This window comes from Arthrobacter sp. LT660 (assembly GCF_056172845.1).
Genome location: NZ_CM149651.1, coordinates 2,457,192 through 2,482,296, shown reverse-complemented (window position 1 = coordinate 2,482,296; position 25,105 = coordinate 2,457,192). Strand labels below are relative to the sequence as shown.

Below are 25,105 nucleotides of genomic sequence, written 5' to 3'. Positions count from 1 at the left end.
AATGCCACCGAACAACGACGCGCCGGTACTGGACCGGCAGGAACCCGCCCCCTCCGAACCGGGCGTGCGCGCCGAGCGCCGCGCCCGGGGCGGCGGACCCTCGGCGGCCGCGCTACGGCGCCGCACGCCGCGCGGCAAGGCCGAATCGCGCCTCGCCTACTACCTGATCACCCCGGCCGGGCTCATGGAACTGCTGATCCACATCGTCCCCATGGCTTTAGGCATTTGGATCGCGTTCACCGCACTGAACCAGCTGAACCTCACGGACTGGCTAAACGCCCCCTTCGTGGGCCTGCAGAACTTCGCCAACGGATTGAACCCGGATTCGACGATCGGACAGTCGTTCTTTGCCGCGCTGGGCCGCACCACCTTCTACACGGTGGTGGTGGTCGCCGGGTCGTGGATCCTGGGCATGGCCGGCGCTGTGTTCCTGTCCTCCAAAGTCCGGGGCCGCACCTTCCTGCGCACCCTGTTCCTGGTGCCCTACGCGTTGCCCACCTACGTGGGGACAATCGCCTGGGCCTTCATGTTCAACCAACGCGACGGGGCCGTGAACCAGGTCCTGGTGGACGTGTTCGGGTTCTACGGCGGGGAACGCCCGTTCTGGCTGCTGGGCGAGAACTCCCTCGCCGCCATGATCGTGGTGAACGTCTGGACACTGTGGCCGTTCGCGTTTCTGATGCTCCTCGCCGCCCTGCAGAACGTCTCCGGCGACGTCTACGAGGCCGCTAGTCTGGACGGAGCCAGTCTTTGGAGCCAGTTCCTGCACATCACACTGCCCATGGTGCGCCCGGCCAACGGCGTGCTTGTCCTCGTGATGGGGCTTTGGACGTTCAACCAGTTCAACATCCCGTTCGTGCTGTTCGGTCCGTCGTCGCCTGCGGAGGCCATGCTGGTCACCCCCCTGATCTACCAGAACTCTTTCGGGTCCTGGAACTTCGGCCTCGGTGGCGCGATGAGCGTCCTGCTGTTGCTGGCCATGCTCATTGCCACGGCTTTCTACGTCCGCATGGTCCTGCCTAAGGGAGCCGACAATGATTGAGACCAAGCCCTTCAAAATCATCCGCGCGATCGTCCTCACTATCCTCACCATCTGGGTGGTGGTCCCGCTGTACGTGGTGTTCTCCACGTCCGTGAAACCGCTGGCGGACGTCTCCGGGGTCTTCCGCTGGATCCCCGAGCGGATCACGTTCGAGCCGTACCTGGACATTTGGCAGACCGTGCCCCTGGGTCGGTACTTCGTGAACTCGTTGATCATCACCGTGACGGCGACTGCGTGCTCGGTGGTCATCGCAATCCTCGCCGCGTACGCCATCTCCCGCCTGGACTTCCGCGGCAAACGGGCGTTCAGCCTGACGGTGCTCTCCACGCAGATGCTGCCCGGCATCTTGTTCTTGCTGCCGCTGTTCTTGATCTTCACGCAGATCCGTAACGCCACCGGCATCCAATTGCAGGGCAGCTTCGGCGGCCTGATCCTGACGTATCTGACGTTCACCCTGCCGTTCGCGATCTGGATGCTCACCGGGTACCTGGCCTCGATCCCGCCGGCCCTCGAGGAGGCCGCAATGATCGACGGCACCAGCCGACTCGGGGCACTGTGGAGGGTGGTGCTCCCGGTCGCCAAGCCGGGCATCGTCGCCGTCGCCGTGTACTCGTTTATCGCCGCGTGGGGCGAGGTGCTCTTCGCTTCCGTGCTCGCCAATGAATCGACAAAGACGCTGGCGCTGGGACTGCGCGCGTACGCCTCCGAGACCGACGTTTTCTGGAACCAGCTGATGGCGGCCTCCGTAGTGGTCTCGCTGCCGGTCCTCATCGGGTTCATGCTGGTGCAGAAGCACCTGGTGGCCGGCCTGTCCGCCGGCTCCGTGAAGTAAGGGAGTGGACATGAAAGAACTGCGGGTTGCCACCGTCGGCTACGCCTTCATGGGACGGGCGCACTCGAACGCCTGGCGCAATGTGGGCGCCTACTTCGACGTCCCTGACGTGCGGCAGGCTGTTCTGGTGGGTCGCGACCCCGCCGCCACCAAAGAGGCCGCACGGCGTCACGGCTGGGCGGAGACAGCCACGGACTGGCGGGATGTGGTGGGGCGGGACGACATCGACATTATCGACATCTGCGCCCCCGGCTGGCTGCATGCGGAGATCGCGATCGCGGCGCTCGAGGCCGGCCAGCACGTACTCGTCGAGAAGCCGCTGTCCAACACCCTCCCCGAGGCCCGCGCGATGGTTGCCGCCGCGGAGGCGGCGCCGAATCAGGTGTCGATGGTCGGATTCACGTACCGCCGCGTGCCCGCGCTGGCCTATGCCCGCGATCTCATCCATTCAGGACGGCTGGGCACCGTGCGGCAAGTCCGCGCCGATTATCTGCAGGACTGGCTCGCGGACGCCGGCGCCCCGATGACCTGGCGCCTGCGCAAGGAGACTGCCGGCTCGGGCGCGCTGGGGGACATTGCCTCCCACGCGGTGGACCAGGTCCAGTACCTCACCGGGCAGAAGGTGACGACGGCCTCGGGCACACTGCACACGTTCGTCCCGGAGCGTCCGGGCCCGGACGGCCCGGAGCCGGTGACAGTCGACGACGCCGCTTGGGCGACGTTGGGGCTCGACGGCGGCGCCGTGGCGAGCGTCGACGTGTCCCGTGTGGCGTTGGGACGGAAGAATGCACTGCGGATCGAGGTCTACGGGAGCGCCGGCGCGCTCTCGTTCGACCTCGAACGCCCCAACGAACTGCAGTTTCTGGACGGCGCCAACCCGGTGGAGGAGTCCGGTTACCGTCGCGTCGTTGTCACCGAGCCCGGCCACCCCTATGTAAATGCATGGTGGCCCCCAGGCCACGTGCTCGGCTGGGAGCACGCGTTCACGCACCAGGCGGCCGACTTCCTCGGTGCGATCGCGGACGGACGCCCCGCGTCGCCGTCGTTCGCGGACGGCTTGGTCGTGCAACAGGTTCTGGAGGCGATCGAGACAAGCGCTGGCAACGGCGGGTCCACCACTCGGATTGGAGCATGACTATGGCACGCAACTTCACGCTGTTCACCGGACAGTGGGCGGACCTGCCGCTGGAGGAGGTGGCCCGACTCGCCGCCGGCTGGGGCTACGACGGGTTGGAGATCGCGGTCTCCGGCGAACACCTGGACGCGTGGCGGTGGGACGACGACGAGTACGTCGCCGGACGCCTCGAGATCCTCGAACGCCACGGGCTGAAGGTCTGGGCCATCTCCAACCACCTCAAGGGCCAGGCGGTCTGCGACGACCCGATCGACTTCCGGCACCAGGGGATCGTCGGGGAACGCGTCTGGGGCGATGGCGACGCCGAGGGCGTGCGGCGGCGCGCGGCCGAGGAACTCAAGCACACCGCGCGGCTGGCGAAGAAGCTCGGCGTGGACACCGTCGTCGGATTCACCGGATCGTCCATCTGGCAGTACGTGGCGATGTTTCCGCCGGTCCCGGCGGAGACCATCGATGCCGGGTATCGGGACTTCGCGGACCGCTGGAACCCGATCCTGGACGTGTTCGACGAGTGCGGGGTGCGTTTCGCTCATGAGGTTCACCCGTCCGAGATCGCCTACGACCACTGGTCCACCGTCAGAACGCTGGAGGCGATCGGGCACCGCGAGGCGTTCGGGCTGAACTGGGACCCGAGCCACATGATGTGGCAGGGGATCGACCCGGTGGCGTTCATCTCCGACTTCGCCGACCGGATCTACCACGTGGACTGCAAGGACACGCGGATGCGGATGGGCGGGGGGCGCAACGGCATCCTCGGCTCGCACCTGCCGTGGGGCGACCCTCGGCGCGGCTGGGACTTCGTCTCCGCCGGACGCGGCGACGTGCCCTGGGAGGACGCGTTCCGGGCCCTCGCGGCGGCCGGCTACGCGGGACCGATTTCGGTCGAGTGGGAGGACGCCGGGATGGACCGCCTTCACGGCGCGCCGGAGGCACTGGCCGCGCTCAAGAGGTTCGACTTTCCGGCGTCGGCCCTGTCCTTCGACGCCGCCTTCAAGCAGGGCTGACGCCGAGGCGGCCCGGGCCCCGCGCCGGGGGAGCGCGGGACCGGGCCGCGGCCGGGGGGAGATGCCGGGGCGCCGTGGGGCGCCCCGGCATCGTCAGTTTTCGCGAATGAGCGCGCTGTCCTTGGTTTCCTTCATGAGGACGCCGGTGGCCAGCGTGATCGCCGCAACGGCGATCAGGTAGAAGAGGAACCAGTCCTGGTGTCCGGTCTGCGACAGGGCGGCGTTGATGTGAGGAGCGGTTCCGCCGAAGATCGCCGTCGCCAGGGACAGCGGTCCCGCGACGCCGACCGCGCGGACCCGGGTCGGGAACACTTCAGCCCACACGGCGCCGTTGACGCCAAAGAGCAGTGCCATGATCGTCAGCGACGCAAGCATCGCCAGCAGCAGGCGGCCGAAGCTGCCGTCGGCCAGACCTTGGATCGGGATGGTCAGCAGGACGAAGGCGACGCCGAACGCGATGGCCATGGGCCTGCGGCCGACCCGGTCGCCGAGCCATCCGGCGCACAGGAAGTAGACCTGCGCGATCAGGCTGGCGGAGAGCCCGAAGACGATCAGGATGGCCTTCCAGTGCCCCGGCAGCCCGCCCCTGGCGGTCTTCGGGGCGCCGTCCGGCGTGCCGGACGACGCGGTCATGGCCGTCTCCTCGAAGGCGTCCGTTTCGGTGAGCCGACGGCGGAGGTACAGCGCGTAGAGGTCCAGCACGCCGCCGATGCCGAACGCGACGCGCCATCCCCACTCGCGGATGCCCATTTCGCCGCCGTGCGCCAGCCACTGAAAGAGGCGCGCGAGGAGCAGGATCACGGACGCGGCGATCCCGACGGTCCCGTAGGTGGGGGCGAAAAAGATAACGATACTTCCGACGGCGGTGAGCATCATCGCCAGGGTCAGGTTCTGGCGGCGTCCCACCCGGTCGGCGTAGGCCCCGAACAGGAACCCTCCGATGAGGTGGGCGACGAATCCGACGGCAAACACGGCGAGCGTTGCCAGAAGCGCGGACGCGGGGTTGTTCGGCTGGAAGAACTGGACGGCGAAGTAGGTGGCGAAGATCGAGTAGATGGTCCAGTCAGCTGCGCCGGCTGGAGGTGCGGCGGGCGACAGAGGCGCTTGCCGTTGCCCGCGCGTGCGAGCTGGCGACCGCCGTCGAACTGGCGCGCGTGCGCGAGTTGGTCCCACAACGAGTACCTGGCCGATGCGATGACGCCGCTGCAGGGACTCTCCCGACGGTTCTGGCTGGCCCACATCCGTTGACTTCGCGCTGGGGGTCGCGACCAGCAAGGCGCGTCTCGGCAGCAGGACGGCGCCGACCGCCTGACCCGGGGATCAACCGGGGAACGGGACGTTCGGGACGTCGCCGTCGTCGTCGCCGTCCTTGTCGCCGAAGGCCTTCGTCGCGAGGCGGTCGGCGGTTCCCTCGTCGCCCTGGACGGGGATTTCGCCGGATTCTCCCTGTACGCCCCGCTCGTCGTTTCCGCCGGTCGGATCCCCGTCGGGATTGTGGTCCCGCGGGTTCTCGCTGTTCGGATCGAACGGGCTGTCGGTGTGGCTCACGGTTCCTCCTGATACGGCGGGCGGTGGTCACGGCCACCATACGTCCGCGGCGGACCCGGACCAAGGGAACGACGGCGGAAACAGAAAGAGGGACCCCGGACGCAGCGTGCGCCCGGGACCCCTCTGCCGGTTAGCGGTTGTCGTCGCCGTCCGTGTCGATCTGTTCCTTGCGGACCCGCTCGGCGACCGTCTCCTCGTCGGTGAAGGTCTCCTTCTCCAAGCGGACCCGTTCGACGGGAACGGTTTCCTTGGCGACGACGGGGCGCTCCTCGTTGAGGACCACCTCGTGCTCCTCCTCGCTGAGCTCCGGGCCGGAAAGGGCGTCTCCGCGGTTGGCCTCCGTGATCGGTTCGCGTTCGATGCGGACCTCTTCCCGGCTGACGGGGACGGTGGTCGTCACGTTTTCCGTGACTATGTACTTGCGCAGCCGCGCCCGGCCGGTCTCCCGGGATTCCGTGCCGACCCGCACCTGCTCCTCGGAGCGGGTCATCGCGTCGTCCGTCGTCGGTCCGGAGGTGTCGTGGCCGACCGTCTCGGGTAGTGCCCATTAGCGTGGTGTAACAGCCCGGGCTCGGGCGTGTTGATCCCGAACGTGAGGCGGCCACCGCGTGATTCTTGAAACGACCTACCAAAGTACGTTTCGAAAGAGAGACCACGCGATGACCGCACCCCATGTTATCGACCCTGCCCGCTTCCTGTCAGAACAGCTCGAACAGGCCTCCCCGGACCTGATGCGCCAGATGCTCACCACCTTCATCAACGCCCTGATGAGCGCCGAGGCCGACGCGGTCTGCGGCGCCGAATACGGTGTCCGCTCCGAAGCCCGGAACACCTCACGCAACGGATACCGCCGCCGCGAGTTCGACACCCGCGCCGGCACCCTGGATGTCGCCATCCCCAAGCTGCGCCAGGGTTCCTACTTCCCCGATTGGCTCCTCGAGCGCAGACGCCGAGCCGAGGCCGCCCTGACCACCGTGGTGGCCACCTGCTACCTCCTCGGTGTCAGCACCCGCCGGATGGAGAAGCTCGTCGAGACCCTCGGGATAACCCGCCTGTCAAAGTCCCAGGTCTCGCTAATGGCCGCCGACCTGGATGAACAGGTCGAGGCGTTCCGAACCCGCCCGCTGGATGGCGGCCCGTACGCCTTCGTGGCCGCCGATGCGCTGGTCCTGAAAGTCCGCGAAGGCGGGCGGGTAGTGAACGTACACGCGATGATCGCCACCGGGGTCAACGCCGACGGACACCGCGAGGTCCTGGGCATACAGGCATCCTCCGCCGAGGACGGGGCCGGCTGGCTCGGCTTTTTCCGCGACCTGACCGCCCGGGGACTGACGGGGGTGAAGCTGGTGACCTCCGACGCCCACGCCGGCCTCGTCGCGGCCATCGGCGCGACCCTGCCCGGGGCCGCGTGGCAACGGTGCAGAACGCACTACGCTGCGAACCTGATGTCTACGACCCCCAAGACCAGCTGGCCGTGGGTGAAGACGCTGCTGCACTCGGTCTACGACCAGCCCGACGCCGCCAGCGTGCACGCCCAGTTCGAGCGCGTGCTGGACGCCCTGCAGGACAAGCTGCCCAAGGTCGCCGAGCACCTCGAGGGCGCCCGCGCGGACATCCTCGCGTTCACCCCCTTTCCGAAGGGGTTGTGGCGCCAGGTGTGGTCCAACAACCCCCAAGAGCGCCTGAATCGCGAGATCCGGCGCAGGACCGACGTGGTGGGCATCTTCCCCGACCGCGATGCGCTGATCCGCCTCGTAGGCGCCGTGCTCGCCGAGCAACACGACGAATGGATCGAATCCCGCCGCTACCTCGGACTGGACCTCATCCAGCAATCACAAGCCGTCGGCACCAAGCCCCCGACCATCACCGAACAGGAGGACCCGAACACCGACCTGGCGCTCAGCGCCTGACCAACATCAAGAATCACGTGGTGAACGAGTTACACCACGCCAATGGACTTGACCCCGTCTCGCGGTCCATCGCATCGCGCTCGGCGTCGCGGTCGGTGAATCCCTTGACCTCGTCCTGGAATCCCGATGCCGCGCCGGGCGCCGCGAGGTTGTAGTGCCGGTACAGCTCGGATTCCTCGTCCGGGGTGATCTCGCGGTCCGCCTCGATGCGGGGGGCGTCCTTGATGTGCGACTTTTCATAGGGAACGCGAAGGTCTGAGCCGTCCATGGACGCGTCCGCCAGCGGTACGAAGGTCTCGGACGTGCCGAAGAGTCCGGTGCTGACCGTCGCGAAGGAGGGTTCCCCGCTGTGATCGTCGAGGTAGACCTGGCCGACGCTGCCGACTTTGTCGCCGTCGGATGAGTAAACCGTGCCCTTGCCTGAGAGCAGCGTGTCGATGTCGTTGGAACCAATCATTGTCTTCTCCTGTGGTCGTGGCTGCGGTGCCCGCGGCCCTTTCGCATGGATCGAACGATCCCTTTGATCTCCACTTCTGGCGTCCGTGTGGGTGTCCGCAAGTGTTTGACTGATCCCGACGATAGCCGCTTACGACGTAAATTGGCGGCTTGGGCAGTAGTTAATTTCATCCCTTGACCACCGTCTGCGGCCGCGGCATACTTCGCCGCATTGCCTCGACGCGAACAGCACTCGAGACCTGGAAAGCGAAGCGTCCGCGACTCGATCCAGGTTCGGATACGGCTGCTGCCGCCCCGGATGCCGGTCAATGCCGCGTCCCGAGCATCGGTAGGCTGGTGGTCGCCGTTGATGGGTTTGGGCTTCAAGAGTCGTGGTTCCGCGACCTGCCCCAGAGAGGAAAGGTCCGCGTGGCACAGATCAATCAGGATCCCGGTGAGGGGATGCGGTGGCCAGACAGCCTGAGCCGGGCCGGGGAACGCTCCCGCCAACTTCTGTGGGTGCTCGCGCTGGTGGCCGTCGCCGTCTTCGTGCTGTTGCAGGTCCGGCTCGTGGTCATCCCGTTCCTGCTGGCCCTGATCCTGGCCGCGGCCATCGTCCCGCTGGTCAATTGGCTTCGCCGCAGGGGGTGGCCTGATGCGCTGGCGACCGGTACGGCGTTCGTCGCGCTCCTGACGGTGTTCGGTGCAGTGGTCGCGGGCATCGTCGTTACCGTCCGCAGCCAATGGGACTCCCTGGTCGCCAAAGCGGGCGAGGGGTTCGACCAGTTGTACGCGCTCCTGAGGCAGGGACCCCTGCCCGTGGACGATGCCATGGTCCAAGACGCCCGCGAATCCGCGATGGACTTCGCCACCGGCGCCGGCGCGGGGAACCCCGCCGTGGACGGCATCTTCGCCGCCGGCTTCGTCCTCATGGCCGTCATCCTGTTCTTCTTCCTCAAGGACGGCAGGAGTATGTGGGTGTTTTGCCTTCAACCCGTCACGGGCCGGCAGCGGGCGAAAACGCGGCTCGCCGGGATCCGCAGCATCGAGGTCTTGGGTGGTTACGTCCGGGGCACGGCCATCGTGGCACTGGTCGACTCCGTGCTGATCGGGATCGCCCTGTGGATACTGCAGGTCCCGCTGGCGCTACCCCTGGCGGCCGTGGTCTTCGTGGGGGCCTTCATCCCACTGATCGGCGCGACCTTCGCCGGTGTCCTCGCGGCCGTCGTCGCGCTGGTGGCCAACGGTCCGCTGGCGGCGCTGATCGTCGTCGGCGTCATCGTCGCCGTAAACCAGCTCGAGGGCAATCTTCTTCAACCGGTGGTGATGGGCAAGACCCTCAACATTCACCCGCTGGTCATCCTGGTGTCCCTGGCCGCCGGGACCGTCCTCGCGGGAATCACCGGCGCCATTCTTGCGGTTCCGGTGGCCGCCGTCGGCTGGTCCGTCGCCAAAATATGGATCGGCAACCGGTTCGGCTCCGGCCCGATCCCCGGCCGCCACTAGACCCGCCACGGCCGAACCGCGGCACCGCTACGCGGGGCGTCGGGCTTGCGGGCCGCCTCGCGACGAGTCTCCCGGACCGTCTCCCGGTGTCGTACGGTGCGGGACCGGCACCGGACCCGATAGCGGCTCCCGCAGGAAGTACGCGCCCAGGGAACCGGCGAGGGTGGCGAACACGGCCACCGAGTAGAGCGCCAGGATGATCTGCAGGACCTTGGAGAACGCGTCGTCCGTCGTGATCCCGCTCCCCGTGATGGTGGCCAGGGCGGCCTCGTAGAGGGCATCGGTGTAGTCGGCGTGGGAGCCGACGGCGTAGAGCAGTTGGCTGGACGCCAAGACCACGACGGCGGTGATCGTCGCCAGCCACCCGATCCGGTTGGACAGCAGCCGCCCCGCCGAGCGGGACCCGCGGACCCCGGCGGACAGGATCCCGCCGACCCTGGCCAGGCGACCCAACCGCAGCAGTCGCACGGCCTGCAGGGCGCGGAAGAAGCGCAGAAACGGCACGAGCAGGAAGATCACCTGCCACCAGTTCCGCTTCCAGAACGCGCCTTGGAAACGCGCAATGTGGGCGCGTATCAGGAACTCGGCGACGAAGATCGCCCAGAACACCCAGCCGACGACGGCGAAGGTCCGGCTCCAGCCCGGGTCCGAGACCAGGAGCTGACCGAGCACCACGAACAGGAAAACTACCCCGAGCAAACCCATCGGCCGGTCGAGTCGCGCGGCGAAAGCCTCCGCGGACCACAACCGGCTCCGTGCCCCCTCGTTCGTCGTCGCGTCGTCCACCGTGCCCCTTTTCAGCCCGTGAGGTGCTCGGGCATGGCGGACGCGACGGCCTCCGTGGAGTCTTCGGTGGGGATGTGCCGGCCAGTCACCTCCACGAGGTCGCTCCCGGATATCTCGCGGACGTACCGGCGCGCGAAGGCGACCTTCTGGAAGTCGTCGTCGCGTCCCCAGACGAGGCGGGCGGGGATGGCGGTCTCGGGCAGACCCGGGACCAGATCCGTGGTGAGGCGCGCGTCCGCGGCGCCTGCCATCGCCATCCACGACCGGCAGCGGGCCGGGCTTGTCCAAGGGGAGGTGTAGTCCGCTATCTCGTCGTCGCTCAACTCGCGGCCCACGGTCATTTGCATGGTCTTCGTCCGTACGGCGAGCAGGTCCTCGGGCGTGGTCCCCGCGCGGACGTCCGGGTTGCGGAAGCGGGCCACCGCGGGGAGGGGTCACGAGTCGAACATGACCGAATTGACGAGGACGAGCTTATCGACGCGTCCACTGTGGACGGCGAGATGTTGGGCGACGCCGCGGTGGCGGTTCCGGCGACGTCGACCTCTTCCCGGCGCATGTGGGAGGTGTCGGGTTCCATGGATCCTCCTGGAATCGTGCAGCGAGCGCCACGCCCGCTTCGGCGGCGCGCTCCGTCCGTGGGGTCGGTGCGCCGTACCCACACTCTAGGCGCCTTCGGCGGCACGCAAAGGGGTTTTTCGTTCCCGAAACCAGCCGCGAATCGAGTCCGCGCGTCGGCGGACGGGACGCCGTCGCGGTGGGCGCCTCTGCCTGGCAAGCGGGCGGGCACGCTACCCCGTGAGGGCGTCCAGCGGCAAGATGAACGCTACGAAATATAACGGCTTGGTAACGATGGCGAAGGCGGGCCCGGGTTGTGACTACGCTAGCGCGCTGGCCGCGCCAACCCGGCGATCCCCGGGGGTGCTCGACGGGGCCGCGGGCCGCCGAAATATCGCCAAATGGTGTCAAATACCCCGGACCCGGCTTGATGTTCTCACACAGGTCGCTACCTTGGAATAGATGGCTGACCAACTCGAAGAACCCCAGACACGTCCGAGGCACGAGGCAGAATTCCGCCACCCAGATACCACCGACGGCCACGCGCTCTGGCGCATGGCACGCGACACGGAGGTCCTGGACCTCAACTCGTCCTACTCCTATCTCCTGTGGTGCCGCGACTTCGCGGCGACGTCCATCGTCGCCACCGCGGGCAACGAACCCTGTGGCTTCGTCACGGGCTACATGCGCCCCGACGAGCCCGGCACGCTGATGGTGTGGCAGGTCGCGGTCGACGAAAGCCAGCGCGGACGCGGCCTCGCCGCGGCCATGCTGGACGAACTGGCCCACCGGGCCGGCGCCGACCGCGTGGAAACCACGATCACGGCGGACAACGCGGCCTCCAACCGCCTGTTCACCAGTTTCGCCGAGCGCCACGGAGCGGATTTCGACCGCGAACCGCTCTTCACCCCGGATCTCTACCCGGACGGCCACGACACCGAGTACCTGTACCGCATCGGCCCGCTCGGCCTCGACGCGGACCTGCGCGCACTGCAGCTGACCGGCGCATCCGCCCGCTGACCGCGCCGCGCGCCACTCCACCACCGCCGTACGACGCCGTTGCCTCCGCACCGTCCACGGCGCCACTCGCACCACCACCGAAGGGATTTCCCATGACTGATATTTTCGAGACGCTCGAGTCCGAGGTCCGCGGCTACTGCCGCAGCTGGCCGGCAGTGTTCACGCACTCCTCCGGCAGCACCATGACCGCCGAGGACGGCACCGACTACCTGGACTTCTTCTCCGGAGCTGGCGCCCTCAACTACGGCCACAACAACCCGAAGCTGCTGGCGCCGCTGATGGACTACCTGGCGAGCGGCGCCGTCGTGCATTCGCTCGACATGAAGACGCCGGCGAAGCGCACGTTCCTCGAGACGTTCCAGCGCCTCATCCTGGAGCCGCGCAACCTGGACTACAAGGTCATGTTCCCCGGCCCGACAGGGACCAACACCGTTGAGGCGGCCCTCAAGCTGGCCCGCAAGGTCACCGGCCGCCAGCACATCCTCTCCTTCACGAATGCCTTCCACGGCATGACGCTGGGCTCGCTGTCCGTCACCGGCAACTCGATGAAGCGCAAGGGCGCCGGCATCCCGCTGACCAACAGCTCCAAGATTCCGTACGACGACTACTTCGACGGCGAGACGGCAGATTTCCTGTGGCTGGAGCGCGTCCTCGAGGACAGCGGCTCGGGCGTGGACAAGCCGGCGGCCATCATCGTCGAGACCGTGCAGGGCGAGGGTGGCCTCAACGCCGCGCGCGCAGGCTGGCTCCGCGGACTCTCCGACCTGTGCAAGAAGCACGAGATCCTGCTGATCGTCGACGACGTGCAGGCCGGCTGCGGCCGCACGGGCACGTTCTTCAGCTTCGAGGAAGCCGGCATCGAGCCGGACATCGTGTGCCTCTCCAAGTCCATCTCCGGCTTCGGCCTGCCGATGGCGCTCACCCTGTTCCGCCGCGAACTGGACGTCTGGGGCCCGGGCGAGCACAACGGCACCTTCCGCGGCCACAACCCCGCGTTCATCACCGCCACCGCGGCGCTGGAGAACTACTGGGCCAACGACGACTTCCAGAACCAGGTCGCCGGCACCATCGCCACGCTGCACCGCGGACTGGACGCGTTGGCCGCCTCGGTCGAAGGCGCATCCGTCCGCGGACGCGGCCTGCTCGCCGGAGTGCGCTTCCCGGACAAGTCCACCGCCGGGCTCGTGGCAGCCGAGTCGTTCCGCCGCGGTCTCCTGGTGGAGACCTCGGGACCGGACGACGAGGTCCTCAAGCTCATGCCGGCGCTGACCATCAGCGACGCCGACCTGAACCGCGGCCTGCAGATCCTGACAGACGCCACGCGCGTCGCCGTGGGCGCCCCCGCGCTCGCCACGGTCTAGCACGACGCCGGAACCCGCCTGCCCGGGCCGCCGCGCGCGGCGGCCCGGGCACCCCAGAACCAAAGGAGCACCATGCTTGTTACCCAGTTGAACGATCTCAACGACACCGACCGCGACATCAAGTCCGACACCTGGCGCAGCCGCCGCATGGTGCTGTCCGGGGAGGGCGTCGGTTTCTCGTTCCACGACACCGTGATCTACGCCGGCACGACGTCGACGTTCCACTACGCCAACCACATCGAGGCCGTGTACTGCGTCCAGGGCGAGGGAACGCTGACGGATGAGACCACCGGCGAGGTCCACGACCTGCGCGACGGCACCATGTACCTGCTGAACGGCAACGAGAAGCACACGGTGCGCGCCACCAGCGAGTTGCGCATGGCCTGCGTCTTCAACCCGCCGGTCACGGGCCGCGAAGTGCACGACGAGAACGGCGTCTACCCGCTGATCGTCGAGGAGCCCGCGCCGGTCTCATAACCCGCGCCGGGGCACCGCCCCCAAGGATTTGCCCATCCGCAAGGCTGGGCAGCAACGATGTGCCGGCCCGAAAGGTCCGGCACATTGGTGTCTGCGCGGTACGGCGCAGACCGGCAACAACCGAGGAGGAACGGACATGACGGAGACACTGAGTCGCCTACACGACCAGTATCCAACACGAACAGGCAGCGACTACAAGGTGCTGGACCGGACCGGTCCCGTGGTCTGGGGATCCGCCACCGACGGTCCCATGGACGCGGGGACCCTCGAGGGTTTCGAGTCCAAGGGCTACCTGGCCATCGACCAGCTCATCACCGCCGACGAGCTGGAGACGCTCCGGGGCGAACTGAGCCGGCTGTCCGAGGACCCGACCGTCCGCGCCGACGACCGCACCATCGTCGAGGCGAAGTCGCAGGAGGTGCGCTCGATCTTCGACGTGCACCGCACCAGCGCGGTCATGCGGAAGATCGCCAACGACCCGCGGGTGGTGGAACGCGCCCGGCAGATCCTGGGCTCGGACGTCTACATCCACCAGTCCCGGGTGAACTTCAAGCCCGGCTTCGAGGGCAAGGAGTTCTCCTGGCACTCGGACTTCGAGACCTGGCACGCCGAGGACGGGATGCCCACCCCGCGCGCGGTGAGCGTCTCGATTTCGTTGACGGACAACTACTCCTACAACGGGCCGCTGATGATCATGCCCGGTTCGCACAAGAAGTACATCTCGTGCGGGGGAGAGACCCCGGAGGACAACTACAAGGCGTCGCTGGTCATGCAGGGCGCCGGCACCCCGGACAAGGAGACGCTGACCCGGTTCGCCGACGAATACGGGATCGACGTCCTCGAGGGCAAGGCCGGCGGGGCGATCATGTTCGACTCGAACTGCATGCATGCCTCCAACGGCAACGTGACGCCGTACCCACGCTCCAACGTGTTCATCGTGTTCAACAGCGTCGAGAACACCCTGGTGGAGCCGTTCGGCGCGGCCGAGCCGCGCCCGGACTACATCGGAGTCCGGGACTTCACGCCCGCGGGCTAGACAGTGCGACGGCGGTGCGCCCGCTGGCCGTTTTCGGGGTTCGATGTCCCCGGGAACGGCCAGCGGCGCGTGGGCCAGTAACATGCCCGCGAACCGATCCACAGCCTCGAACGCTTGACGAATTCCGGTTTGGAGGCGGGCAGCGGCGCGACTACAGTCGAGTCGTGTAGAGCGGGAGCTCGGGTACGAACCGGGCTGAGAGGGCGAATGACGACGTCGCCGACCGCATGAACCTGTCCGGGTAATGCCGGCGAAGGGATGAGCATTCATGCTTGGTGTTTCCACGACCATCGCAATTCTGGCGGGCGTTCTCGGTGTTTTCGCGTGGGTTGGGCTGGCCGTGGGCCGGGACCGCGACCTCGAACAGTTCACGGTGGCACGCGGCAGCCAGGGCGGACTTGGACTGGGGCTGTCGTTTTTTGCCTCGGGCGTCGGGGCCTGGATACTCTTCGCGGCGCCCGAGGTCGGCGCTTCAGTGGGGCTGGCCGGCGTCCTGGGGTACGCCGTGGCGATCACGGTTCCCCTGTTCGGCCTCGTCTTCGTGGGACGGCGGTTGCGGGCGCTGGTTCCCGAGGGGCACAGCCTGATCGAATTCGTTCGGATCCGCTACGGCCGCACCATGCACGTCTACGTGCTCGGCATCTCCGTCTTGTACATGCTGGTGGCGTTGGCAGCTGAACTGACCGCCGTCGGCGCCGTGCTCGGACGCCTGTCCAGCATGGATCCGCGGGTCGGCATTGCCGCGGTCGCGCTCATCACCGTTCTCTATACGGCCTATGGGGGCCTCCGCGCCTCCATCCGGACCGACCGGTGGCAATCTTGGCTGTTGTTTCCCCTGCTGATAGTCGTCGGCGCACTGCTCTTCGGCGGACTGTCGCGGGAAGCCGCGCCGATGGATCCGGCGTTGTTCGCCGTGGACCTGACGGGCGTCGAGGCGGCACTGACGCTCGTCGTGGCGGTGACGGCAACCACCCTCTTCCACAACGGCTACTGGCAGCGGGTGTGGGCGGCCCGGGACGGGCGTGCGCTGGGCCGCGGAGCGGTCCTCGGGGCAGTGACGCGCTTTCCCGTCGTTTTCGCCGCGGGCATGGTCGGTCTGCTCGCGGCGGCCTATGGCGTCTCCCTCGGCGAACCGCCCGCACCCTTCTTCGCCCTGCTGGATTTCCAGCCCCAATGGGTTCTCGCGCTGGTCCTCATGCTCACCCTCGCGCTGGTGGCATCCACCGTGGACACGCTGCAGAACGGACTCGCCGCCGTTGCCGTCACGCACACCCCTTCCATGGGGCTCACCGGTGGACGCATCGCAACGGCAGTGTTCACGGTCATCCCGGTACTCGTCGCGTTCCAGGGCTTCTCGGTGCTGCGTCTATTCCTCATAGCGGACCTTTTCTGCGCGGCCACCATCGTGCCCGCGTTGCTGGGGCTGTGGCGCCGTTCGACGCCGGGCGGCGCGGTCAGCGGTTCGGTGGCCGGCCTCGTGGCCGCCCTCGGGTACGGTTTCGCGGTCGGCGGCAGCCTTCCCGAGGCCATTGCCGTTGCGACCTTCGCGGAGGGACTCGCGCTTCCCCCGTTCCTCGCCGCGCTGTTCGCCTCCGCACTGGTCACCGTCGTGGTTTCCCTGGCGTCCGGACGGAGCCGGGACATGGAGGGCATTGGTGCGTTGGCCACGCCATTGACGTCGCCGCAACGGCCGGGACCGTCCGCCGCCGATGCGCCGGAGACGGTCCGATGACCGCCGACGCGGAGCCGGCCGCGGCCGTGGAACGCGACAGCCTGGATCTGCGGATCCAGGCATTCGTCGAACGCGGTGCCGCACCGTCGGAAACCGGCGGCGGGGGCGGGGCCGGCGGGAGCGACGCGGAGGTCGAATTCGGGGGACTCGCGCTCGAGTTGTTCGAGCACCAATACCGCCACAACAAGGCCTACCGGCGCTTTTGCCGCTCGCGCCGCGCGGAACCGGGGAGGATCACCAGCTGGGACCAGATCCCCGCTGTGCCGTTGGCCGCGTTCAAGCAGCTCACTCTCGCGTGCGAGCCACCGGAGGACGCGGCGGCGGTCTTCATGACCAGCGGCAGCACCGACCCCACCCAGCGGGGGCGCAACCACCATCCGCACCTCCACTTGTACGACGCGTCGCTGCGCGCGGGATTTGAGCATTACTTCCTGCCGGACCGTAAACGCATCCGCCTGCTGGTGCTCAACGCCCGCCCCGGGGAGCAGCCGCATTCCTCGCTCGCGTACTTTTTCGGCCGCCTGGTTGATTTCTTCGGGGCAGCGGGCAGCACCCACTTCATGGAGAACGACCGCCTCGACGTGCGGCGCGTGGCGGCGGTCCTGCGGGAGGCCGAGGAAGCGGGGGAGCCCGTCGCGCTGCTGGGCGCCTCCTTCGCCTACGTGCATTTGCTGGACGCCTTCGACAACGAGGGACTTGCCTTCCGCCTGCCGGCGGGGAGCCGCCTGCTGGACACCGGAGGGTACAAGGGACGCTCCCGGGAGGTGTCCGCCGAGGACCTGCGCGCGCGGTTCGGGCGGCTCCTCGGACTTCCCGAGTCCCGGTGCGTCAACTACTACGGGATGACCGAGATCAGCTCCCAGTACTACGACACCGCACTCCGCGACGGCTGGGAGGGAACCGGCGTCCGGACCCGCCGCAAGGGCGTCCCGGCGTGGACGCGGATCCGTGTGGTGGACCCGGAGACCGGGGCGTCCGTGGAGCCTGGGCAGAGGGGCCTGATTGTCCACTACGATCTGGCCAACCGGGGATCGTGCCTAGCGGTTCTGGCCGAGGACGTCGGCCACCTGGTCGCACCGGATCCCGGTCGGGAAGCCGCGATCGAATTCGTCCTCCGTGGCCGTGCCGAGGGAACCGAATCCCGCGGGTGCTCGATCGCCTTGGACGAAATCCTCGGCGCGAACCGGAGCTGATCGCCATGACCGCCGCCGAACAACGGCAAGTCCCGCCGCCCACCGGCCGCCCGCCCGCCGCGGGGCCGGCCGTCGATGGCTTCTTCCTGCCCCAACTCAGCCAGTCCGAGCTCGACGGCCTCGGGTGGGAAACCCGCTCGTGGGGCGCCGTCGATCTCCGCATGCCGGTCGTGACTCCGGCTCTGGTGGACCTCGTGTGTCGGCGGCTCCTCCAAGCCCAGGTCGATTGCCTGGCCGAGCGTCCGGTCATGGAGATCGTCGAAGTGCTCGGACGGGTAGTGGCGAAATGGTCTGATCCGGACTACCCGTTGCGGCGGCAGGCCGAGGAGCTGCTGCCCACAGTGACCGGGTATTCGCCGGACATGGTGCGCCGGGGGCTCAAGGACTACCTCAAGACCTTTCGTCGAGACCGACTGCTGCGTTTCCTCGCCCAGGACTTCGACAACCCGTTGGTGCTCGACGGCTTCCAGCCGAACCGGGCGCAGGGACGTTCCCGCGCCTACGGACCGGGGCTGACGACGCAGTTTTTCGCCGGCAACGTTCCGGGGCTGCCGGTGTGGAACCTCGTGTGCGCGCTTCTGGTGAAGTCGGCGACGTTGGGAAAATCCGCGTCCGGGGAACCATTGTTCGCGGTGCTTTTTGCGCGCAGCCTGGCCGAGGAGGACCCCGCCCTCGCCGCGTGCCTGTCCATCCTGCACTGGCCGGGCGGGGACGACGCGATTGAACAGGCGGCCTTCGCCCACTCCGGGGCCGTGACCGCGACCGGTGGCCGCTTGGCCATCGAGAGCGTCGCAAAGCGCCTGCCCGCAGGCATGCCGTTCGTGCCGCACGGGCACAAGATGAGCTTCGCCGTCGTCGGGCGGGAAGCCCTGGCGCTGAACCGCTACGCTGAGACCGCCCGACGCGTGGCGCACGATGCCTCGCAGTACGACCAGCAAGGATGCCTGTCCCCGCATTGCGTGTTCGTGGAACGCGGCGGGGCGGTGGACCCCGGGACGTTCGTGGAGGCCGTGGCGTCCGAAATGGGGCGATTCGAGCGCAACAAGCCCCGCGCCCGGCTCACCCTCGAAGAGAGCGCGGGCATCGAGCGGGTCAGGTCGCACTACGAGTTCCGGGCCTACGAGGACGAATCGGTCCGGCTGTTCACCAGCGAATCCGGAACCAGCTGGACCGTGGTCTACGAAGAAGGGCCGGTGCGGTTCGAACCCTCGCCGCTGAACCGGCTCCTGCGGGTGCATCCGGTGGACGGAATCGACGACGTCGTACGCCTCGCGGGCCCCCTGTCCCGTTACCTGCAGAGCGTCGGCATCGCGTGCTCGCCCGAACGCCTGGACGCATGGTCCTTGGCGCTGGGACGGTGTGGCGTCGACCGGATCTGTGCCGTGGGGCAGATGCCGGAGCCCGCCGCCGGGTGGCACCACGACGGACGCGGAAACCTCACGTCGCTGGTCCGCTGGGTCGACATCGAGGGCGCGGCCGAGGCTGCCCTGGAACATTACGACGCCGAATGGACGCTTCCCGGGCGCCACGTCAGCCAGGGGATTCGCCCGTGAGCCGGGAGGGCCCGGGACGCGCCCTCGGCACCAGCAACCTCCTGGCGGACCGGGTAGCGATTGTCACCGGGTCCAGCCGGGGGGTCGGGGCCGCGACCGCCCGAGCGCTCGGCGCCCATGGGGCGACCGTCGTCGTGAACTACCTGCGGAACGCCGAGGCGGCGCACCGGGTGGTCGCGGAGGTGGAGGCCACGGGCGGCCGGGCGGAGGCGTACGCCTCCGATGTCACCGACGCCAATGCCGTCGCAGCGATGGTCGAAGACGTCACCGAACGATGGGGCCCGGTCAACCTGCTGGTGAACAACGCGCTGCGGAGCTACACGTTCGATCCGCTGACCCGCCGCACGGCGTGGGACATCTCCTGGGAGGAGTACCAGTCGCAGTTCGAAGGCAGCGTCGGCGGCGCGTTCAATCTCTGCCGCGCCGTGTTGCCCGGGATGAAGGGTGCGGGAGGCGGGCGGATCATCAACCTGGTCACGGACCTCATCGAAAGGCCGGGCGTCGCCTACCACGACTACAACACCGCGAAATCGGCCCTGCGGGGGTTTTCCCGCAACCTCGCGTCGGATCTGGGACCCTTCGGCATCACGGTGAACTGCGTTGCCCCGGGGCTCGTGTATCCAACAGATTCGAGCAGGGCCGCGACCGACGAACAGCGCGACGCGCTGGAGGCGGCCACGCCGCTGCGGCGGCTCGCCACCCCGGAGGACGTGGCCGGCGCCGTGCTGTTCTTTGCCAGTGGATGGTCCGGTTTCGTCACCGGCGGCTGTCTGTTCGTCGACGGCGGGCTCGTGATGAACTGACCCTCCTTCCCGGCGCACCGCCGCGTCCGGGCTGGACACGCGTGGGAGAATGGACGTAATGACTTCAGACCAGCACCGCAACGAGGACCGGAAGCACACCCCCGCCGGTCCGGGTTCCCCGGCCGTCCACGAGCCGGCCGACCTCCATCCCGCCGACGGACACCACCGGACGGGCACGTCCCGGGCGCACGCCGTCCGCCCCGAGCGCACGCCGGAGAAGCTGACCACGAAGCGCAGCGACGGCCGCATCCAAGTCAAGCCAACGGCCGAGGGCTGGAAGCAGGCCATGGGTCCGGACGGACGGCCGCAGCTGCAGTTCGGCACGCGCACCCGGGTGACCCAGCCGCCGGAGCACCTGGCGGACCTCTCCCTCCAGGAGCGCCAGGCGAAGCTGAAGGAGATGGGGTTGCCGGCGTTCCGCGCCAAGCAGCTCTCCGTGCACTACTTCCAGCACTACACCACCGATCCGGAGGTGATGAGCGACCTCCCGAAGGACCGCCGCGGGGAGCTTGCCGGGGCGATGTTCCCGAAGCTGCTGACCGAGATCAAGCGCCTCACCACGGACAACGGCGACACCGTCAAGTTCCTGTGGCGGCTGTTCGACGGCTCGCTGGTCGAGTCCGTGCTGATGCGCTACCCCGGACGCGTGACGCTGTGCGTGTCCAGCCAGTGCGGCTGCGGCATGAACTGCCCGTTCTGCGCCACCGGACAGGCGGGACTGACCCGCAACATGTCCGCAGCGGAGATCCTGGACCAGATCGTCCAGGCCAACCGGGTGATCGCCGAGGGCGGACTCGGCGGGACCCGGCGCGACGGCGGGCACGACGCCGAGCGCGTCACCAACATTGTTTTCATGGGCATGGGCGAGCCGCTGGCGAACTACAAGCGCGTGATGACGGCCGTTCACCGCATGGTCGCCGAGGGGCCCGAGGGTCTGGGCATGAGCGCCCGGAACATCACGGTGTCCACGGTCGGGCTGGTCCCGGCGATCAACAAGCTGGCCGAGGAGAACGTCCCGGTCACGTTCGCGCTGAGCCTGCACGCGCCGGACGACGAGTTGCGCGACGACCTGATCCCGGTGAACTCGCGGTGGAAGGTCGACGAGGCGCTCGACGCCGCGTACAACTACTACCGCGTCACCGGACGGCGCGTGTCCATCGAGTACGCGCTGATCAAGGACATGAACGACCACCCGTGGCGCGCGGAGCTGCTGGCCAAGAAGCTGAACAAGCGCGGCCGCGGCTGGGTCCACGTGAACCCGATTCCACTGAACCCGACACCGGGCTCCATCTGGACGGCGTCCGAGCGCGACGTCACCCGCGAGTTCATCAACCGGTTGATCGACAACGGAATCCCGACCACGCTGCGCGACACTCGCGGCAAGGAGATCGACGGGGCCTGCGGCCAGCTCGCCGCCGCTGAATAGCCGGGTCGACCGGCACGGCCGGCACGGTGTTCCGGACCTAGCGCTTCGATCCGGCCAGCGTCCCGGTTGTCTCCTCGAAGCCCGGCATCGCCACCATGCAGAGGACTTCGCGGTCGCCTTCGGCCCAGCTCTCCGGCGTAGGATTCAGGCTGCTGGTCTCCAAGGTGGAGTCGAGCCAGGAAACGCCGACGAACTTCGCGAACGCCGGGTCGCACATCTCCTCTTCGATGAGCGACCACTCGTCGTCCGTGGCCGGGAGCTCGCCCTGGGTCAGGTTGAAGCCGTGGAAGACCTCCATCTGGTGGGGCTCTGCGCACGGAATAATCCGCACGGCGCTGACCTCCTCCTGTCCCGGATCCTGCAGGCAGTCCCCGACCTTGACGGCAAAGGCGTCGGCCCGCGCGGCCGCGGTGGCGGCACCGGCGTCGTCCCGCGGAGCGTCGCCGGGTATGCCGAGCGCCGAGCAGCCGGAAAGAACGACGGCGGCGCCAGCCGCCAGGGCGAGGTGAAGCAGGCGCTGGTTCATGGGGTCCCCCGACCAATGATGCGAATGATGGCAAGAGCATAATGCACGTTACGATCGCCGTCATGGGACTCGATGGGAGACACGGCAGTCGCATGCACGGGATTGCCGACGTCGCACCGGAATCTGTGCTGTTGGCGGGCGCCGGCCGCGCGATCCTGCTGCAGTTGGCGCATCCCGCGGTGGGCCACGGCGTCGCCCGGCACAGCTCGTTCGCGCACGATCCCCTGAAACGCCTCCACGAGACGCTCCGATACATCTATGCGCTGACGAACGGGACGCCGGAGCAGGCCGCCGCGGCGCGGGCTTGGGTCGATCGGGCCCATGGGCCGGTGCGGGCGGACGCGGCGGCGGACGGGATCCACCCCGCCTACGACGCCCGCGATCCCGAACTGCAGTTGTGGGTCGCGGCCACGCTTTACGATTCCGCGACCGCCATCCGTGGCGCGGTTTTCCCGCCGCTGTCTCCGGCGGCCGCGGACGCGCTGTACCGGGACTACGCGGTGCTGGGCACGGCGCTGCAGATGCCGGCGGAGCTGTGGCCGGCCACGCGAGAGGCCTTCGCGTCCTACATGGCGGGCATGCTGCCGACGCTCCGCGTGGACGACGCCGTCGCCTCGGCCGCGCGCGAGCTGCTGGCCGCCCGGAACGCCCCACTATGGGCGCGCCTCCTGATGCCGCTGGCTCGGCTGTTGACCGCCGGGTTGCTGACGCCGGAGTTGCGGACGGCCTTCGGCCTGCCGTGGTCCGCGGCCCGGGACCGGGTGTTCCGCGCGGTCCTTTCCGCGACCGCCGTCGTCTATCCCCGGCTGCCGGAAGCCATCCGGCACGCCCCGATGCGCTACTATCTCCGGTGGCCCTGAGGGCCGCGGGAGTCTGGAAACTCCCTGCACAGGATCCCGGCCGGGTCGGACCTTCCACAATTACCGGTATCCCGCTCCACCGGGCCCGTCCTGCCGGGACCATGGTCGTGGAAGGGAGAAACCATGACAGATCAGGACCATTCAACCGAAGTGGGACTGCGGGAGGTGCTCGCGGAACTGCCCCTGGCCCAGAAGGCGCCGAAGCATTGCGAGTGCCTCGTCTGCTACGTCTACCGCATGTGGCGAAACCACGGCGCCGGAGGCCAGTTGGAGCTAGCCAGCCTCTACCGGACGTACGCCGCGTCCAAGGACACCACCCTGATCGAGAGACTCCTCGCCGCCGGCGTCGGCACGGACCGGGAACTTGTTTTCTCCGTTCATCGACCCAACGAGCCCAATTGGGACCCGACCGGATATTGCTCGTGCCACAAGCCGGTCGACGGGGTGCCGTGGTGCCACGAGGTGGTGCGTGGTTCCACGGCGGCGTGCGACTTGTGGCTGCGCTCGGGAAACGAGAGGCCCGCGGGGGCACACAAACACAAGCGGCTCTGGGCATGACCGGTGACGCGGGGCGGGTGTGGAAAGCTGGAGGCGACCGCCGCCGTTCTGCCGCAGGAGTGCCTCCGTGAAACCCCAACCCACCGTCGCCAGCCGCGCACAGGTTCCCGCCTTCCAGGTGATGGACATCCTCCAGCGAGTCGCGGAACTTCGGGCACAGGGGCGCGACGTCGTGTCCCTGTGCGCGGGCGAGCCGAGCGGTGGAGCACCTACGGCCGTCTCGGAGCGGGCGGAGGCCATCCATGCCTCGCGGACGCCGCTGACCTACACACCGGCGCTGGGACTCGCCGTCCTGCGGACGGCAATCGCGGAGCATTACCGCAGTTGGTACGGCCTCGAGGTCAACGCCCACAACGTCGCCGTCACCACCGGGTCGTCCGGCGCGTTCATGCTCACGTTCCTGTCCGCCTTCAACGCGGGGGACCGCGTGGCGCTGGCCCGTCCCGGCTACCCCGCCTACCGCAACATCCTGCGCGCACTGGGTGTCGATGTCGTCGAGGTGGACTGCGGACCGGGGTCCCGATACCAACCCACGCCCGCGTTGCTCGACGCCGCCGAACGCGAACACGGCCCGCTGTCCGGACTGGTACTCGCGTCCCCCGCCAACCCGACCGGAACCATGGTCTCGCGCCCCGAACTTGCCGCGCTCTCCGCGTGGTGCGCCGAGCGCGGCGCCCGACTGGTCAGCGACGAGATCTACCATGGAATCACCTACGCGGACGCTGGGACACAGGACGCCCGCGGCGTGTGCGCGTGGGAGCTGGACCGCAGCGCGGTGGTCATCTCCAGTTTCTCCAAGTACTGGGGGATGACCGGCTGGCGGCTCGGCTGGGCGATCGTCCCGGACGATCTGGTGTCCACGGTCGACGCGCTGGCCGGCAACGTGGCGCTGTGCCCGCCGGCCCCTGCGCAGTACGCGGCGATCGAGGCGTTCGGCGAGGGAGCGTACGCCGAGGCGGAGGCCTTCGTCGCGGAGTTCGCGGCCACCCGCGCGGCCCTTCTGGCGAACCTCGAGCGTTTGGGCTGGGGAGACGCGGCACCCGCCGACGGTGCCTTCTACCTCTACGCCGACCTGGGTGCGGCGTTGGAGGGCTTCGAGGACTCGACGGCGTACTGCGCCGCGCTGCTCGAAAGCGAGGGGGTGGCGCTGGTTCCGGGCGCTGATTTCGACGCGGTGGGCGGGCGCCGCGCTGTGCGGCTGAGCTTCGCCGCGGGCCAGAAGGCCGTGCTGGAGGCCGTCGAACGCATCGTGAGGTTCCAGGAACGACGGCGGTGACAGCCGTATACGAGGGTCTTGACAAGTCCGGCCGCGCGATGCAATTTCTTTCTGAAGCCACACGGACGGCCGGAAAGAACAGGAGCCCAAAATGTTCGGTGGACGCAGCGACGGCGACCGCGGCGGATGGCGCCGCTACGACGACAACCTCTTCCCCGTGTTTCATGAGCGGTTTGAGGAGCGTTGGGGACCGGGCACGGCACCATTTCTGGACCCCAGTGTCTACGACGAGAACCAACCGCGGCCGCGCGCGCAATGGATCAACGTCGACACCGGGGCGGCGGTCGCCGTCGTGCCGGTGTGGGAAGACGGGAGCGAGCACCGGACGTTCGCTGTCTTCTACCTTCCGCCGGCCGGCGGGATTTGGGCGCTGCGGCCCGGTTTCACGCAATACGTCGAAGACGCCGACGATACAGCGCTACGGAACGACTCGTTCCGGAAGGCCGTCGTGCACGCCGAGGCGTTCATCTTCGGGCAACAGCAGTAGGGAAGCGGCGGTTACGGCGGATTCGAAAACCGCGGGTTCCTTGT

The 25,105-nt window shown here is 68.3% G+C and carries 25 protein-coding genes, 1 pseudogene and 1 riboswitch; of the genes and pseudogenes, 19 read left to right on the top strand and 7 right to left on the bottom strand.

Annotated elements, in window-relative coordinates:
• Window position 1: 1 nt before the first annotated feature.
• The 4 genes from AC0QSG_RS11480 to AC0QSG_RS11465 are packed head-to-tail and all read left to right on the top strand — an operon-like array spanning window position 2 to window position 4,013.
• Window positions 2–1,042: a carbohydrate ABC transporter permease gene (locus AC0QSG_RS11480; RefSeq protein WP_475375479.1), complete on the top strand. Its 1,041-nt coding sequence runs from the start codon at window positions 2–4 to the stop codon at window positions 1,040–1,042.
• Window positions 1,035–1,874, top strand: coding sequence for a carbohydrate ABC transporter permease (locus AC0QSG_RS11475; protein ID WP_475375478.1), 840 nt, complete (start codon window positions 1,035–1,037; stop codon window positions 1,872–1,874). Before AC0QSG_RS11480 ends, AC0QSG_RS11475 begins: the two co-directional genes overlap by 8 nt.
• 10 nt (window positions 1,875–1,884) lie before the next feature.
• Window positions 1,885–3,009, top strand: a complete 1,125-nt coding sequence (locus AC0QSG_RS11470; protein ID WP_475375477.1) for a Gfo/Idh/MocA family protein — start codon at window positions 1,885–1,887, stop codon at window positions 3,007–3,009.
• Window positions 3,010–3,011: 2 nt separating this feature from the next.
• Window positions 3,012–4,013 (top strand): sugar phosphate isomerase/epimerase family protein, encoded by a 1,002-nt coding sequence (locus AC0QSG_RS11465; protein WP_475377308.1) that lies wholly within the window; start codon window positions 3,012–3,014, stop codon window positions 4,011–4,013.
• Window positions 4,014–4,106: 93 nt separating this feature from the next.
• Here AC0QSG_RS11465 and AC0QSG_RS11460 read toward each other — a convergent pair whose 3' ends face one another.
• The 3 genes and pseudogenes from AC0QSG_RS11460 to AC0QSG_RS11450 form a co-directional block, all read right to left on the bottom strand.
• Window positions 4,107–5,186, bottom strand: a complete 1,080-nt coding sequence (locus AC0QSG_RS11460) for an MFS transporter (RefSeq protein ID WP_475375476.1) — start codon at window positions 5,184–5,186, stop codon at window positions 4,107–4,109.
• A gap of 147 nt (window positions 5,187–5,333) precedes the next feature.
• On the bottom strand, window positions 5,334–5,561 hold the full coding sequence (locus tag AC0QSG_RS11455) for a hypothetical protein (protein WP_475375475.1): 228 nt from the start codon (window positions 5,559–5,561) through the stop codon (window positions 5,334–5,336).
• Between the two features lie 130 nt (window positions 5,562–5,691).
• Window positions 5,692–6,090: pseudogene (locus AC0QSG_RS11450) on the bottom strand (YsnF/AvaK domain-containing protein); the annotation flags it as partial.
• Window positions 6,091–6,220: 130 nt separating this feature from the next.
• On the opposite strand from AC0QSG_RS11450, the gene AC0QSG_RS11445 reads away from it, so the two are divergent.
• Window positions 6,221–7,471: an IS256 family transposase gene (locus AC0QSG_RS11445; protein WP_475375474.1), complete on the top strand. Its 1,251-nt coding sequence runs from the start codon at window positions 6,221–6,223 to the stop codon at window positions 7,469–7,471.
• A gap of 13 nt (window positions 7,472–7,484) precedes the next feature.
• Here the strand turns inward: AC0QSG_RS11445 and AC0QSG_RS11440 are convergent, their stop codons facing one another.
• The gene (locus tag AC0QSG_RS11440) at window positions 7,485–7,928 is read right to left on the bottom strand and encodes a PRC-barrel domain-containing protein (protein WP_475375473.1); all 444 of its coding nucleotides are present in this window, start codon (window positions 7,926–7,928) and stop codon (window positions 7,485–7,487) included.
• A gap of 407 nt (window positions 7,929–8,335) precedes the next feature.
• Between AC0QSG_RS11440 and AC0QSG_RS11435 the strand changes: the two genes are divergently transcribed.
• Window positions 8,336–9,412: an AI-2E family transporter gene (locus tag AC0QSG_RS11435; protein WP_475375472.1), complete on the top strand. Its 1,077-nt coding sequence runs from the start codon at window positions 8,336–8,338 to the stop codon at window positions 9,410–9,412.
• 27 nt (window positions 9,413–9,439) lie between these two features.
• Here AC0QSG_RS11435 and AC0QSG_RS11430 read toward each other — a convergent pair whose 3' ends face one another.
• Window positions 9,440–10,198, bottom strand: coding sequence for a hypothetical protein (locus AC0QSG_RS11430; protein WP_475375471.1), 759 nt, complete (start codon window positions 10,196–10,198; stop codon window positions 9,440–9,442).
• An 11-nt stretch (window positions 10,199–10,209) separates the two neighbouring features.
• A complete protein-coding gene (locus AC0QSG_RS11425; protein WP_475375470.1) occupies window positions 10,210–10,620 on the bottom strand; it encodes an alpha/beta fold hydrolase in 411 nt (136 codons plus the stop codon).
• A gap of 688 nt (window positions 10,621–11,308) precedes the next feature.
• Between AC0QSG_RS11425 and ectA the strand changes: the two genes are divergently transcribed.
• The 9 genes from ectA to rlmN all read left to right on the top strand — a co-directional run bounded on the left by ectA (window position 11,309) and on the right by rlmN (window position 21,354).
• On the top strand, window positions 11,309–11,773 hold the full coding sequence (gene ectA / locus AC0QSG_RS11420; RefSeq protein ID WP_475375469.1) for a diaminobutyrate acetyltransferase: 465 nt from the start codon (window positions 11,309–11,311) through the stop codon (window positions 11,771–11,773).
• Window positions 11,774–11,865: 92 nt separating this feature from the next.
• Window positions 11,866–13,134, top strand: coding sequence for a diaminobutyrate--2-oxoglutarate transaminase (gene ectB, locus AC0QSG_RS11415; RefSeq protein ID WP_435727848.1), 1,269 nt, complete (start codon window positions 11,866–11,868; stop codon window positions 13,132–13,134).
• Window positions 13,135–13,206: 72 nt separating this feature from the next.
• A complete protein-coding gene (locus tag AC0QSG_RS11410; RefSeq protein ID WP_435727847.1) occupies window positions 13,207–13,611 on the top strand; it encodes an ectoine synthase in 405 nt (134 codons plus the stop codon).
• Between the two features lie 136 nt (window positions 13,612–13,747).
• Complete coding sequence (gene thpD, locus AC0QSG_RS11405; protein WP_435727846.1) at window positions 13,748–14,647, top strand: ectoine hydroxylase; 900 nt, start codon at window positions 13,748–13,750, stop codon at window positions 14,645–14,647.
• A gap of 161 nt (window positions 14,648–14,808) precedes the next feature.
• A riboswitch (TPP riboswitch) is annotated at window positions 14,809–14,923 on the top strand.
• Window positions 14,916–16,379 (top strand): sodium:solute symporter family transporter, encoded by a 1,464-nt coding sequence (locus AC0QSG_RS11400; RefSeq protein ID WP_435727845.1) that lies wholly within the window; start codon window positions 14,916–14,918, stop codon window positions 16,377–16,379. (Overlaps the previous riboswitch by 8 nt.)
• On the top strand, window positions 16,376–17,572 hold the full coding sequence (locus AC0QSG_RS11395; protein WP_475375468.1) for a LuxE/PaaK family acyltransferase: 1,197 nt from the start codon (window positions 16,376–16,378) through the stop codon (window positions 17,570–17,572). The genes AC0QSG_RS11400 and AC0QSG_RS11395 overlap by 4 nt, the downstream gene beginning before the upstream one ends.
• 5 nt (window positions 17,573–17,577) lie before the next feature.
• Window positions 17,578–19,125, top strand: coding sequence for an acyl-CoA reductase (locus AC0QSG_RS11390; protein ID WP_475375467.1), 1,548 nt, complete (start codon window positions 17,578–17,580; stop codon window positions 19,123–19,125).
• On the top strand, window positions 19,122–19,928 hold the full coding sequence (locus tag AC0QSG_RS11385; protein ID WP_475375466.1) for an SDR family oxidoreductase: 807 nt from the start codon (window positions 19,122–19,124) through the stop codon (window positions 19,926–19,928). Before AC0QSG_RS11390 ends, AC0QSG_RS11385 begins: the two co-directional genes overlap by 4 nt.
• A gap of 58 nt (window positions 19,929–19,986) precedes the next feature.
• A complete protein-coding gene (gene rlmN / locus AC0QSG_RS11380; RefSeq protein ID WP_435727841.1) occupies window positions 19,987–21,354 on the top strand; it encodes a dual-specificity RNA methyltransferase RlmN in 1,368 nt (455 codons plus the stop codon).
• 37 nt (window positions 21,355–21,391) lie between these two features.
• Here the strand turns inward: rlmN and AC0QSG_RS11375 are convergent, their stop codons facing one another.
• Window positions 21,392–21,880 (bottom strand): septum formation family protein, encoded by a 489-nt coding sequence (locus tag AC0QSG_RS11375; RefSeq protein ID WP_475375465.1) that lies wholly within the window; start codon window positions 21,878–21,880, stop codon window positions 21,392–21,394.
• A 41-nt stretch (window positions 21,881–21,921) separates the two neighbouring features.
• Between AC0QSG_RS11375 and AC0QSG_RS11370 the strand changes: the two genes are divergently transcribed.
• The 4 genes from AC0QSG_RS11370 to AC0QSG_RS11355 all read left to right on the top strand — a co-directional run bounded on the left by AC0QSG_RS11370 (window position 21,922) and on the right by AC0QSG_RS11355 (window position 25,061).
• On the top strand, window positions 21,922–22,740 hold the full coding sequence (locus AC0QSG_RS11370) for an oxygenase MpaB family protein (protein ID WP_475375464.1): 819 nt from the start codon (window positions 21,922–21,924) through the stop codon (window positions 22,738–22,740).
• Between the two features lie 123 nt (window positions 22,741–22,863).
• Window positions 22,864–23,298, top strand: a complete 435-nt coding sequence (locus AC0QSG_RS11365; RefSeq protein WP_475375463.1) for a hypothetical protein — start codon at window positions 22,864–22,866, stop codon at window positions 23,296–23,298.
• Between the two features lie 121 nt (window positions 23,299–23,419).
• Window positions 23,420–24,574: an aminotransferase class I/II-fold pyridoxal phosphate-dependent enzyme gene (locus tag AC0QSG_RS11360; protein WP_475377307.1), complete on the top strand. Its 1,155-nt coding sequence runs from the start codon at window positions 23,420–23,422 to the stop codon at window positions 24,572–24,574.
• A 91-nt stretch (window positions 24,575–24,665) separates the two neighbouring features.
• Entirely contained in the window at window positions 24,666–25,061 is a 396-nt protein-coding gene (locus AC0QSG_RS11355; protein WP_435727829.1) for a hypothetical protein, read from the top strand.
• Window positions 25,062–25,105: the final 44 nt, after the last annotated feature.